Origin of the sequence: Savagea faecisuis (assembly GCF_042675605.1) — a bacterium.
Taxonomy (GTDB): domain Bacteria; phylum Bacillota; class Bacilli; order Bacillales_A; family Planococcaceae; genus Savagea; species Savagea faecisuis.
Window position 1 is genome coordinate 30039 of record NZ_JBHTJF010000008.1, and the last position, 13058, is coordinate 43096.

Annotated in this window: 12 protein-coding genes; all 12 read left to right on the top strand. The window is 41.3% G+C overall.

Going from position 1 to position 13058, the window contains the following annotated elements:
• Nucleotides 1-42: 42 nt before the first annotated feature.
• A complete protein-coding gene (gene ftsH, locus ACFQ0V_RS01980) occupies nt 43-2082 on the top strand; it encodes an ATP-dependent zinc metalloprotease FtsH (RefSeq protein WP_381009108.1) in 2040 nt (679 codons plus the stop codon).
• 163 nt (nt 2083-2245) lie between these two features.
• Nucleotides 2246-3010, top strand: coding sequence for a type III pantothenate kinase (locus ACFQ0V_RS01985; protein ID WP_381009110.1), 765 nt, complete (start codon nt 2246-2248; stop codon nt 3008-3010).
• Complete coding sequence (gene hslO, locus ACFQ0V_RS01990; RefSeq protein WP_381009112.1) at nt 2994-3905, top strand: Hsp33 family molecular chaperone HslO; 912 nt, start codon at nt 2994-2996, stop codon at nt 3903-3905. The genes ACFQ0V_RS01985 and hslO overlap by 17 nt, the downstream gene beginning before the upstream one ends.
• Entirely contained in the window at nt 3889-4857 is a 969-nt protein-coding gene (locus ACFQ0V_RS01995) for a peptidyl-prolyl cis-trans isomerase (RefSeq protein WP_381009114.1), read from the top strand. Before hslO ends, ACFQ0V_RS01995 begins: the two co-directional genes overlap by 17 nt.
• A gap of 139 nt (nt 4858-4996) precedes the next feature.
• The gene (cysK, locus tag ACFQ0V_RS02000) at nt 4997-5920 is read left to right on the top strand and encodes a cysteine synthase A (RefSeq protein ID WP_194563765.1); all 924 of its coding nucleotides are present in this window, start codon (nt 4997-4999) and stop codon (nt 5918-5920) included.
• 155 nt (nt 5921-6075) lie between these two features.
• Complete coding sequence (locus ACFQ0V_RS02005) at nt 6076-7443, top strand: anthranilate synthase component I family protein (RefSeq protein ID WP_381009116.1); 1368 nt, start codon at nt 6076-6078, stop codon at nt 7441-7443.
• Between the two features lie 5 nt (nt 7444-7448).
• Nucleotides 7449-8294 (top strand): aminotransferase class IV, encoded by an 846-nt coding sequence (locus ACFQ0V_RS02010; protein WP_381009118.1) that lies wholly within the window; start codon nt 7449-7451, stop codon nt 8292-8294.
• Nucleotides 8291-9109 carry a dihydropteroate synthase gene (gene folP / locus ACFQ0V_RS02015; RefSeq protein WP_381009120.1) on the top strand — a complete coding sequence of 273 codons (819 nt, stop codon included), beginning with the start codon at nt 8291-8293 and terminating at the stop codon, nt 9107-9109. The genes ACFQ0V_RS02010 and folP overlap by 4 nt, the downstream gene beginning before the upstream one ends.
• 8 nt (nt 9110-9117) lie before the next feature.
• Nucleotides 9118-9486, top strand: coding sequence for a dihydroneopterin aldolase (folB, locus tag ACFQ0V_RS02020; RefSeq protein WP_381009122.1), 369 nt, complete (start codon nt 9118-9120; stop codon nt 9484-9486).
• Complete coding sequence (gene folK, locus ACFQ0V_RS02025; protein ID WP_381009124.1) at nt 9483-9977, top strand: 2-amino-4-hydroxy-6-hydroxymethyldihydropteridine diphosphokinase; 495 nt, start codon at nt 9483-9485, stop codon at nt 9975-9977. Before folB ends, folK begins: the two co-directional genes overlap by 4 nt.
• Nucleotides 9974-10978: a tRNA dihydrouridine synthase DusB gene (dusB, locus tag ACFQ0V_RS02030; RefSeq protein ID WP_381009126.1), complete on the top strand. Its 1005-nt coding sequence runs from the start codon at nt 9974-9976 to the stop codon at nt 10976-10978. The genes folK and dusB overlap by 4 nt, the downstream gene beginning before the upstream one ends.
• A gap of 80 nt (nt 10979-11058) precedes the next feature.
• Nucleotides 11059-12549 (top strand): lysine--tRNA ligase, encoded by a 1491-nt coding sequence (gene lysS, locus ACFQ0V_RS02035; protein WP_194563759.1) that lies wholly within the window; start codon nt 11059-11061, stop codon nt 12547-12549.
• Nucleotides 12550-13058: the final 509 nt, after the last annotated feature.

The window sequence follows — 13058 nt, forward strand, 5'->3', positions numbered from 1 at the left end:
TTTACAATAGTTTTTTGTGAATGAAATGAGGAGGATTTTAGGATGAATCGAACGATGCGATATATTATATTGTATGGATTGTTGTTCCTTGGGCTTCTAGGAGTCTTCAATTTACTTAACAATCCGAACCCGAAGATGCAGCCGATTCGTTACGATGAATTTGTCAATGCGTTAGAAGCGGGCAATATCGAAGCAGCAGAGTTGCAACCGATGCAACTCGTCTATGAAGTGAAAGGGAAGATGAAAGATGCAGAAGAGGGCGAGACGTTCATAACGAACATACCGATGGACGATAGACCAGTTTTAGATAAGATTGGAGAGCTTGCGAAAACAGGGCATGAATTTAAATTCGAAAAAGCACCTGAGAAAAGCATGTTCGCTACATTTATCGTCGGGGTTTTACCGTTTATCATCATCATCATCCTATTCTTCTTTTTATTAAATCAAGCGCAAGGTGGCGGCGGTGGCGGCCGTATGATGAACTTCGGTAAGAGTAAAGCGAAGTTGCATACAGACGAAGGCAAAAAAGTAAGCTTTGCTGACGTAGCTGGGGCCGACGAAGAGAAACAAGAACTCGTTGAAGTTGTTGATTTCTTAAAAGACTCGCGCAAATATATTCAATTAGGTGCTCGTATTCCGAAAGGGATCTTACTCGTAGGACCACCAGGAACGGGTAAAACATTACTCGCACGTGCGGTAGCTGGTGAAGCGGGCGTACCATTCTTCTCGATTTCAGGATCTGACTTCGTTGAAATGTTCGTCGGTGTCGGAGCGAGTCGTGTACGTGACTTGTTTGAAAACGCGAAGAAAAATTCACCATGTATCATTTTCATTGACGAAATTGATGCGGTCGGTCGTCAGCGTGGCGCTGGACTCGGCGGTGGACATGATGAGCGTGAACAGACGTTAAACCAATTACTCGTTGAAATGGATGGTTTCGACGGTAATGAAGGAATCATCATCATCGCAGCGACGAACCGTGCGGACATTTTAGACCCTGCATTGTTACGTCCAGGTCGTTTTGACCGTCAAATTTTAGTGCATAACCCAGATGTGAAAGGCCGCGAAGCGATTTTACACGTCCATGCACGCAATAAGCCGTTAGACGAATCAGTTAAATTAAATGTTGTTGCAAAGCAAACACCTGGATTTTCTGGTGCCCAATTAGAAAACTTATTGAACGAAGCAGCACTTGTTGCGGCTCGTCGCAATAAGAAGAAAATTGATATGTCTGATATCGACGAAGGAACGGACCGCGTTATTGCGGGGCCAGCGAAGTCGAACTCTGTTATTTCTGAGAAAACACGCCGTCGTGTCGCAATTCACGAAGCGGGACACGTCGTCATCGGCTTAATGTTAGATGATGCGAGTTTCGTTCATAAAGTGACAATCGTGCCTCGTGGCCAAGCGGGTGGATATGCAATTAGTATTCCACGCGATGAAAGTAACTTATCGACGACACAAGAATTGTTAGACCGTATTTCAGGTACGTTAGGCGGTCGCGCTGCGGAGGAAATTATTTTAGGTGACGTATCGACGGGTGCCGTTAATGACTTCCAACAAGCGACAGACTTAGCACGCCGCATGATTACAGAATTCGGTATGAGCGACAAGCTCGGTCCGGTTCATTTAAGCGCAGAGCGCAGTCAAATGTTCTTCGGTCGAGATATCGGCGGTGCACCGACATATTCAGATGAAACAGCACGACTCATCGATCAGGAAGTTCAAACGATGCTTCAAGATCAATATGAACGTACACTCGATATTTTGCGTGAAAACAAAGACCTTCTCCAATTAATCGCAGATACATTATTTGAAGAAGAGACACTCGACGCAGAACAAATTAATCATTTAAAAGAACATGGTACATTACCAGTTCGTTTATATGATCAAAATAATCGTCCAGAAGAATTACAAGCGGCTGTAGAGAGCGAGCCAGAAACAACATCAGAAGAAACTTCAGTTGCTGAACCTAAATCAGAGGATCAAATTCCAGAAGATACAGGCGAAGCAGAGGTTGAAATTATGGGAGACCTCGGCACAACATCTAAGACGCAAGAGGACGAAAATAATAAACAATAAATGGAACAGGCGGGGAGTTGAATGATAACATTCAACTTTCCGTCTTTCTTTATCGAAATAAGAAACGATAGAATGTAGTTAAAATTAAGAGTGGAGTTGTTTTTTTCTCTTTGTAATATGTTATGATAACGTGGAAAACATTGAGAATGTGGGGCTAGAGAAAATGATCTTAGTATTAGATACGGGGAATACGAATATCGTATTAGGGGTTTATGACAAAGGTGAGTTGAAACATCATTGGCGTATGGAAACATACCGTCACCGTACAGAAGATGAATATGCGATGTCAGTCAAATCATTGTTTAATCATGTCGGTTTGAAATTTAATCAAATTCACGGCATTATTATTTCATCTGTCGTACCACCAGTCATGTTTCCGCTAGAACAAATGTGTCGCAAATATTTTAATCAACGACCACTCGTTGTAGGGCCAGGCATTAAAACAGGTTTAAACATTAAGTACGATAATCCGAAAGAAGTCGGAGCGGACCGTATCGTGAACGCCGTTGCAGCGATTCATGAATATGGGAGTCCACTCGTCATTGTAGATTTCGGAACAGCGACGACATATTGTTACGTCAATGAGAAAGGTGAATACATGGGGGGAGCGATTGCGCCAGGAGTCGGTATTTCGATGGAGGCACTTTTTGATCGCGCGTCTAAACTACCACGTGTTGAACTTATTCAACCTGAACAAGTAGTCGGACGTAACACAGTAGAAGCGATGCAAGCGGGAATCGTCTATGGTTATGTAGGACAAGTTGAGGGTATTGTGCAACGGATGAAAGAACAAAGCAAAGAAGTACCGACTGTCATCGCGACAGGAGGCATGGCACAATTAATCGCAAAAGAAACGGATGCGATTGATGTTGTCGATGATTTTTTAACATTAAAAGGATTACATTTAATATATGAACGAAATGAATGAGGTGACGATCGTGGGAAACGATTATTTAGTAAAAGCATTAGCATTTGATGGAACGATTCGCGCGTATGCCGTGCGTTCAACAGAAGTAGTAGGAGAGATGCAGCGCCGTCATAATAGCTGGCCAACTGCGACAGCAGCAATCGGTCGAACGATGACAGCGACGGTGATGATGGGCGCGATGTTAAAAGGGGAAGAAAAGTTAACGATTAAAGTAGAAGGAAACGGTCCTCTCGGTGCGATTATCGCCGATGCGAATGCGAAGGGGGATATTCGTGGATACGCTCTTTATCCGCAAACGCATGTCGAGTTAAATGAACAAGGCAAATTAGATGTCCGAGGTGTTGTCGGTACAGAAGGGACATTGTCAGTCGTGAAAGATATCGGATTACGAGACTTTTTCACAGGACAAATTCCAATCGTTTCAGGTGAGATTGCGGAAGATTTCACACAATATTTCGCAGTATCTGAACAAGTGCCATCTGCTGTAGGTTTAGGTGTTCTCGTGAACCCTGACAATACAGTGAAAGCATCGGGCGGTTTTATTTTACAAGTGATGCCAGGCGCAACGGATGAAACGATCGATGCATTAGAAGAAGCATTACAAAAAATGACGCCGGTATCGACGATGATTGACAATGGGTTAACACCAGAAGAAATGTTATATGCGATTTTAGGGGAAGAGCGTGTGGACATTGTGGATGAAATGCCAATTCAATTTGCATGTAATTGTTCGAGAGAACGATTTGCAAATGCGATTGTCGGCTTAGGACGAGAAGAAATCCAAGTGATGATTGAAGAAAATGGTGAAGCGGAAGCAGAATGTCATTTCTGTCTTGAAAAGTATCATTATTCTAAAGAAGAGTTGGAGCAGTTATTGAATGAAGCGCGTGCGTAATCGCCAAGCTTCACCGAAACAAAGGCAAGCTCCACCAGAAAAAGCACGCCCACAACCACCTAAAAGAAGACGAACATTAAAACGTAAACCGTTACTCGTTTTATTGGCGGGTTCGGTTATCATGAACTTCATTTTACTCATCCTTCTTTTACTGCCGAGTGAAAAAGGAACGTTGAACGAAACGGTTGCGACAGTTGGATCTGAAAAAATCGATCGCAATACGTGGATGAATGCGATGGAACGTGAAATTGGCCGTGAAACATTGCAACGTCTCATTAACGAGCAAGTGATGGAAGCAGCAGCAAAATCATATAAATTAAAAGTGACGGAAGAAGAAGTCGATTTAGAGCTTGCTTTATTAACGGCTTCTGACCGTCAGTTAACGATTGGAAATCATGAGCAATCTTTACGTGAACAAATTCGAGCGAACCTCATTTTAGAGAAAGTGCTCACGCATGACATCGTCATAGAAGATGATGAAATTCAAGCATATTACGATGAACATCGTTCTTTATATAATGTTCCGACGTCTTATCGCACATACGTTATCGTGACGGACACTGAGGAAGAAGCGAAGCAAACGATTGAAGAAGTGAAAGACGGGTCGAACTTTGAATTGCTTGCGAAAGAACGCTCGATTGATATTCAATCATCCAACTTAGGCGGTGACCTAGGCTATATCAACACTTCGACTGAGTTGATGGATGATAAAATTTTAAAAGCTGCAAAAGACTTAGAAAAAGGACAGCTGAGTGATCCAATTCGTTTAGAAGATGGAACTTACGCAGTCATTCGTGTTAACGATGTCATTGAAGAAAAGAACTTTGAGTTTGATGCAGTAAAAGAGCAAGTGAAACGAGTGTTAGCGATGGAGCAACTCCCTTTAAACGTCCGACCAGAAGTATTTTGGAAAGAGTTTAAAGTTGATTGGATTTATCAAGAAAAGAAATAAATGATGAGTGAGGAAGGATAGTAAAACTTCCTCGCTTTTTTGTATTTAAAACCTAGTATATGGGTTGACTTTAGCGCATGAAGTTGTATACTAATCTTAATCATATTAAAATAGTAGGAATTAAAAAAGGAGAATGACCATGGCCATTGTAGGGAATTCAGTAGCAGACTTAGTAGGGAAAACACCGTTAGTGAAATTAAACCGTTTAACAGGTGAAAATGACGCGGACGTTTATGTGAAATTAGAATATTTTAATCCAGGGTCAAGTGTGAAAGATCGTATTGCACTTGCGATGATTGAAGCGGCTGAAAAATCAGGAGAGTTAAAAGAAGGTAGCACAATTATTGAACCGACGAGCGGCAATACAGGAATCGGACTTGCGATGATCGCAGCAGCGAAAGGATATGGCGCAGTGCTCGTAATGCCAGATACGATGAGTTTAGAACGTCGTAATTTACTTCGCGCTTACGGAGCTGACCTCGTCTTAACACCAGGCGCAGAAGGAATGAAAGGTGCGATTGCAAAGGCGGAACAATTGTCGAAAGAAAATGGCTGGTTCATGCCACAGCAGTTCAATAACGAAGCGAACCCAGAAGTACACCGTTTAACGACTGGACCTGAAATCGTTGAAGCGCTCGATCAAGTCGATGCATTTATCGCAGGAATCGGAACAGGAGGAACAATTACAGGTGTCGGACAAGTGTTAAAAGAACACTTCCCGAACGTTCAAATCGTAGCGATTGAACCAGATGAGTCTGCTGTATTGTCAGGAGATGCACCAGGGGGACATAAAATTCAAGGGATCGGCGCTGGATTTGTTCCGAAAGTGTTAGATGAAGAAGTGTATGATGAAATTATGCGAGTAAAAGGTGACGATGCATATGAATACGCTCGTCGCGCAGCGAAAGAAGAAGGAATTTTAGGAGGTGTCTCTTCTGGAGCGGCGATTTACGGTGCTTTGCAATTAGCGAAGAGACTCGGAAAAGGAAAAACAGTCGTAACACTTTTACCGTCTAATGGAGAACGTTACTTGAGCACACCTTTATATCACTTTGATGATTAAAGATATTTGAATGGAAGCGTAGTGAAGCGGGAGAAATCCGCTCGCTACGCTTTTTATTTTGCAATAAGCGCAAAGGGTAGCAGAATGACTTCTAGAAGAGGTAAAATAGAATGGAAAAAATATTTGAAACTGAACGAAGTTGGAGGATTAAATCGATGAAACGAAAGGTTTATGAAGAACGAGGACATATGACGCATGAACAGTTTATTGGAAAATATGCTTCGTTAGGGAAAGATGAACAGCATCATATGTTGTTAGAGAGTGGTAGAGGCGGAAAATATTCTATTGTAGGGATGCATCCACTGAAACGTTATGAATCAACAAACGAAGGTGTTCGAATCATTGAAGGCGAACGAGAGTTTTTTAGCGATTTAGATCCTTTGCAATATATAGAGCAAGAACGACAAGCGATGCACATCGAAAGCGTCGATGTCGATTTACCTTTTAAAGGCGGATTTTTAGGGTTTGTCGGTTATGATTACGCGAGACGCTATATGGACATCGGAGAAGAAGCGACGACAGAAGTGAATATCTCGGACGTCGTCTATTACTTATTTGAAGACTATGCGATATTCGATCATACGACGGAAGAGGTCATATGGTTAACGTTCAAAGATGATGAACATTTAAAATGGTGGAAGAAGCTTTGGTTAGACGCTCGTGAATACGAGCAAAAAATAAGCGGTAATAGGCGCTCACTTGAAGTTGTAGCCGGGATGTCAGAGGATGTATTTTGTGAAGGGGTAGCTGAAATTCAACGATTGATTGAAAATGGTGATGTGGAACAAGTAAATTTAACCGTTCTTCAAAAAGCGAAAAGTGATATCCTAGCATTACATATGTATTTAGTGTTACGCCAAATTAATCCGTCCCCTTATATGGCGTTTATTCAACATGAACAATTTCAAGTCGTGAGTGGTTCTCCTGAATTGTTGTTGAAAAAGCGAGGAACTCAAGTTGAAACTCGTCCGATTGGAGGAACGAGACCACGCGGTGCGACACCAGAAGAAGATGCAGCATATATTCAAGATTTAAAAAGTGCGCGTAAAGATTTAGAAGAACATGATATGCTCGTTCAACTTGAAGTGAAAGATTTTGAAAAAGTATGTGTGCCGAACACGGTAGAAGTGAATGAGTCGGAAGTGATTGAAAAATATTCCCATGTCATGCATCTCGTATCTAATGTGCGAGGTCGCTTAAAAGATAATGTTACGTTACAGCAGCTTGTAGAAGCGGTCTTTCCAGGCGGATCGATAACGGGTGATCCGAAATTACCAACATTACACGCAATTGAACGATTGGAACCGACGAAGCGAAATTTATATACAGGGTCAATCGGTTGGATTGGTTTTGATGGTAATTTGGAATGGAATATCGTCATTCGTACAGCGCTTGTAGAAGCGGGGACATATTATGTACAAGCGGGTGCAGGAATTACGAGTGACTCTGTAGCGAAAGAGGAATATGCAGAGTCGTTAATGAAAGCAGAAGCATTGTTTGAAGCTTTGCGATTAACGGAGTGAGTGAAGTGTATTGTTATTATGACGGAATGATTATGAAAGAGAGCGATGTATCGATTTCGCCGATGAGTCACGGTTTTTTGTATGGCGTCGGCTTTTTTGAAACGTTTCGCACGTATAATGGTGAGATTTTTCAACTCGATGCTCATTTTGAACGTTTAACTCGAGCGTTGACTGATTTAAATATGGCATGCTCTTTAACGCCTGAACAATTGCGTATTGCATGTCATCAATTAAATGAACTGGACGGAAATAATGATGGTTATTTTCGATTAAACGTATACGCAGGGGAAGAAGGTTTAGGGTTGGCGGTTCCGCAATATGATTCCGTGCATGTTTTATTGCTAAGAAAAGAGCTACATGTTTCACGTGGAACAGAAAAAAGTGCTTATCGCATTGAAGTGCCACGTAATAGTGAGGAAACAACATATCGCCATAAATCGTTTAATTTTTTAAATAACGTCAAAGCACGTCAACAATTAAATAGTTTGGCGACAGAAGAAGGGATTTTGATTAACCGTGAAGGGTATGTCGTAGAAGGGGTGACATCGAACGTATTTTGGTCGAAGGACAATGTCATTTATACCCCATCTGCCGCAACCGGCTTATTAGAAGGGACAGCACGTTCAACCGTCTTAAAAATCGCATCACGTCATTATGAAGTATGTATCGGTGAGTTTAAAGAAGAAGACTTGCATAGTATAGATGAAATGTGGATAACGAACGCGGTACAAGAGCTCGTTCCGATTAAAAGTTATGAAAATAAACGATTACTAGGAAATAAAGGGCCGATTTATCAACATCTACACGCGCTTTATCAACAAGTTGTGCATAAAGGAGAGAATGAAAAGTGAAACCGTACGTCATTAAAGGAGAAACATTTGATTTTCAAAAAGAACCTGTCGTCATGGGAATTTTAAATGTGACGCCAGATTCGTTTTCAGATGGTGGAAAATATAACGAAGTAACAAAAGCTGTCGAACACGCACGAGAAATGTTAGCATTCGGGGCTCGAATTATTGACGTCGGTGGAGAGTCGACATACCCAGGGCATGCGCCTGTGTCAGAAGAAGAGGAAATCCGTCGAGTCGTGCCGATTATCGAAGCATTGACGAAAGAATTGGATTGCGTCATTTCCATCGATACGTATAAAGCAAAAGTAGCGGAAGAAGCGGTGCGCGCGGGGGCTTCAATTATTAATGATGTATGGGGAGCACAGAAAGAACCAGCAATTGCAAAAGTTGCGGCACGTTTCGATGTTCCGATTATTTTAATGCATAATCGAAAGGAAGCGGATTACCCAGAAGGATTTATTGCGGGGTATGAAGCGGACTTAAAGCGTAGCATTAAAATCGCAAAAGAAGCTGGCGTACGCGAAGAAAACATTTGGTTAGATCCAGGTATCGGCGGCTTTTCGAAGTCACAACCGGAAAATATAATTGCGATGCAACACTTAAAACAGTTAAATGAGTGGGGGTATCCCATTTTACTCGGCACGAGCCGTAAATCCTTGATTGGATATGTACTCGATTTACCGGTAGAAGAACGGTTAGAAGGGTCGCTTGCGACGGTCAGTTACGGCATATTAAACGGAGCTCATATCGTGCGCGTACATGATGTGAAAGAAACGGTGCGAACGGTTAAAATGTTAAATGCATTAATGAAATGAGGATGAACATGGATTATATTCATATTGAAAACATGCAGTTTTATAGTTATCACGGTGCGTTAGAGGAAGAAAATCGTCTCGGTCAACGTTTTAATGTCGATGTTTCATTAGCGGTTTCTTTACAGGAAGCGGGAGAAACAGATGATTTAACGAAGACGATCAATTATGCGGAAGTGTATGAAGCGACGAAGGAAGTTGTAGAAGGAGAGCCTGTTAAGTTGATTGAAGCGGTAGCAGAACGTATCGCAACGAGTATTTTGACAAAGTTTTCACCATTGACAGAGGGAGTTCGAGTGAAAGTTATCAAGCCGGACCCTCCCATTCCAGGACATTACAATCATGTAGCGGTTGAAATTGTACGGGGCGATTATCGATGAACCGAGCGTATTTATCGATTGGCTCAAATATCGGAAATCGCATGGACTACTTAACTCGAGCGGTCGAACAACTCCAACATCACCCAGCGATTCAAGTGAAACGTCAATCTTCTGTGTATGAAACGGAACCAGTTGGGCTCGTCGATCAAGCGAACTTCCTAAACATCGTCGTAGAAATTGAAACGAATTTAGAGGCAGATGCTTTACTGCAAGTATGTCAACTCGTTGAAGAGTTATTAGGGAGAGAACGTGTCATCCGTTGGGGACCGCGCACAGTCGATGTCGATATTTTATTGTTCAATGAAGAAGTCATTCGGACAGAGTCGTTAATCATTCCTCATGAACGGATGCATGAGCGACTATTCGTTCTCGTCCCTTTATTGGAATTATCTACTGGACTCGTACATTCTGAAACGAGACGTCCTTTGAAACAATATGTAGAAGAAGCAACAGGTGAAGTGTGGATTTATGAAGGAGAGGAGTCATCATGACAACGAAACCTTTTAAAATTGGAAATATTGAACTGGACAATCGCGTCGTCGTAGCACCTATGGCTGGAATTAGTAATTCTGCGTTCCGCCTTACAGTGAAAGAATTTGGAGCAGGTCTTGTGTATGCGGAAATGATTAGTGATAAAGGAATTATTCAACGCAATCGCAATACGATGAACTTACTTCATATCGACGAGCGAGAATACCCTTTAGCTTTGCAGATTTTTGGTGGAGAAAAAGAAACGTTAGTAGAAGCGGCGCAATATGTCGACCAACAGACGAACGCGGATATGATCGATATTAATATGGGTTGTCCCGTCAATAAAATTATTAAATGTGAAGCGGGAGCCAAATGGCTATTAAATCCTGACAAAATTTATGAAATGGTATCGGCAGTAACCGAAGCAGTTGAAAAACCGGTCAGTGTAAAAATGCGAATCGGCTGGGATGAAGAGCATATTTTCGCGGTGGAAAATGCATTAGCGGCTGAAAAAGCAGGAGCGAGTGCCATTGCGATGCACGGTCGTACGCGTGTTCAAATGTATGAAGGAAAAGCGAATTGGGATGTATTGCGACAAGTGAGTGAAAAAATTACGATTCCCTTTATCGGAAACGGAGACGTCGCAACACCGATAGATGCTAAGCGCATGTTGGAGGAAACAGGTGTAGATGCGGTCATGATCGGTCGTGCTGCATTAGGGAATCCATGGATGATCTACCAGACGGTACGCTATTTAGAAACGGGAGAGTTCGTAGAGGAACCAAGTCCGATTGAAAAAATCGACGTATGCTTACTCCACTTTAATCGTTTAATGGCTTTGAAAGGTGAACGGGTAGCGGTGCGTGAGATGCGAAAGCATACAGCGTGGTATTTGAAAGGAATCAAAGGAAGCGGTCCGATTAGAAGCGCTGTGAATGAAACGGAAACGAAGGAACAATTGACAAATCTTTTACAAGGTTTCCAACAAGAACTTGCTGAACGACAACAAACTGTAATTTAACAATGAAACGATTGATTAAATCGTGTACAATACAAGATAGTAAATCCAATTAACGGATAATGAATCAAGGAGTGAACGAAATGTCTCATTTAGACGAATTGAACGATCAGCTTATCGTGCGTCGTGAAAAAATGGAAGCGATTCGCGAAGGTGGTCTAGATCCATTTGGTAGTCGTTTTGAAAGAACGCATTTATCAAGTGATATTCATGAAGCATATGACCAATATTCAAAAGAAGAATTAGAAGAGATGGAAACAGAAGTAACGATTGCAGGTCGCATTATGACGAAGCGCGGTAAAGGGAAAGCTGGATTTGCTCATTTACAAGATATGAACGGTCAAATTCAAATTTATGTGCGTCGTGATGAAATTGGCGAAGAAGCATATGATTTATATAAAACAGTAGATATCGGTGATATTATCGGTATTAAAGGTCGCATTTTCAAAACGAATGTCGGAGAATTATCTGTACGTGCCAACGAATTTACATTTTTAACGAAAGCATTGCGTCCATTACCAGAGAAGTTCCACGGATTAAAAGACGTAGAACAACGTTACCGTCAACGTTATTTAGATTTAATTTCAACAGAAGGTAGCAAAGAGAGATTTGTACTCCGTAGCCGTATCATTCAAGAGATGCGCCGTTATTTGGACGCTCAAGGATTTTTAGAAGTCGAAACACCGATGCTGCACTCAGTAGCAGGTGGTGCGAACGCTAAACCATTCATTACACACCATAACGCGCTCGATTTAGATCTTTATATTCGAATCGCACTAGAATTACACTTGAAACGTCTCGTAGTCGGTGGATTTGAAAAAGTGTACGAAATTGGTCGCGTATTCCGAAACGAAGGAATTTCAACGCGTCACAATCCAGAGTTCACAATGATTGAATTGTATCAAGCGTATGCAGATTACAATGACATTATGGAACTCACTGAAAATATGGTGGCACATATCGCACAAGAAGTACTCGGAACAACAACTATTCAATACGGTGAAGATACGATCGAACTCGCACCACGTTGGAAACGACTCCACATGGTAGATGCCGTTAAAGAATATACAGGCGTAGACTTCTGGCCAGAAATGACGAAAGAAGAAGCGCATGCATTAGCGAAAGAACACAATGTCGAAGTAGAGAAAATGATGGATGTCGGTCATGTTTTAAACGAATTCTTTGAACAAAAAGTAGAAGAACAACTCGTTCAACCGACATTTATTTACGGACATCCAGTTGAAATTTCACCGCTTGCTAAGAAAAATGCTGAAGATCCACGCTTCACAGATCGTTTCGAATTATTTATCGTGCGCCGCGAACACGCGAACGCATTTACAGAATTGAATGACCCAATCGATCAACGTCAACGTTTCGAAGCGCAACTCGCAGAAAAAGAGATGGGTAATGATGAAGCGCATGATATGGATGAAGATTACATCGAAGCATTAGAATACGGTTTACCACCGACAGGCGGATTAGGTATCGGAATTGACCGTCTCGTTATGTTATTGACAGATGCACAATCGATTCGTGATATTTTACTCTTCCCACAAATGCGTTCGAAAGATTAATACAATAGATATTCTCAATCAGAAAGTGAGTTACTCACTTTCTGATTTTTTATTTGGTTATACAATGAGATGTTTAAGTAGCAATCATTATTTAATGAGAATACAGTGAGAAGTATGTAAGATTATAAAAAATAACAAAGATTGAAGAAGAGAAAAACGAGTGGAAGTGATACGAGTGTGGGATGAAATTGATTTTCAAGTCTTGAAAAAAGTGTCGCGAATTGAAATGTAAAAAAGTTATATAATGAAGAGAAATTTAAATTAAAGTTTTTAAAGAAAAGGGGTTGCGTTTTTTAAACAACCTTGATATAGTTATAAACGTTGCTTTTGCAACACGAACTTAATAAGCATTTGACCTTTCGAAAAAAACTTTTAAAAAGTTGTTGACAAAGCGAATGACATTGAGTTATGATATAAGAGTTGCTTCAAGAAAGCGACGAAATGAACATTGAAAACTGAACAGTAACTTGTTGATGAAATAAACCGTTTCTTTATTCAACCCCGTTGGA

Bases quoted from the DNA above. Each gene is read 5' to 3' on its own strand.
- folB (WP_381009122.1), top strand. From the start codon at position 9,118: ATGGATTATATTCATATTGAAAACATGCAGTTTTATAGTTATCACGGT.
- ACFQ0V_RS01985 (WP_381009110.1), top strand. From the start codon at position 2,246: ATGATCTTAGTATTAGATACGGGGAATACGAATATCGTATTAGGGGTT.
- lysS (WP_194563759.1), top strand. From the start codon at position 11,059: ATGTCTCATTTAGACGAATTGAACGATCAGCTTATCGTGCGTCGTGAA.
- dusB (WP_381009126.1), top strand. From the start codon at position 9,974: ATGACAACGAAACCTTTTAAAATTGGAAATATTGAACTGGACAATCGC.
- cysK (WP_194563765.1), top strand. From the start codon at position 4,997: ATGGCCATTGTAGGGAATTCAGTAGCAGACTTAGTAGGGAAAACACCG.
- hslO (WP_381009112.1), top strand. From the start codon at position 2,994: ATGAACGAAATGAATGAGGTGACGATCGTGGGAAACGATTATTTAGTA.
- ACFQ0V_RS01995 (WP_381009114.1), top strand. From the start codon at position 3,889: ATGAAGCGCGTGCGTAATCGCCAAGCTTCACCGAAACAAAGGCAAGCT.
- ftsH (WP_381009108.1), top strand. From the start codon at position 43: ATGAATCGAACGATGCGATATATTATATTGTATGGATTGTTGTTCCTT.
- folK (WP_381009124.1), top strand. From the start codon at position 9,483: ATGAACCGAGCGTATTTATCGATTGGCTCAAATATCGGAAATCGCATG.
- ACFQ0V_RS02005 (WP_381009116.1), top strand. From the start codon at position 6,076: ATGAAACGAAAGGTTTATGAAGAACGAGGACATATGACGCATGAACAG.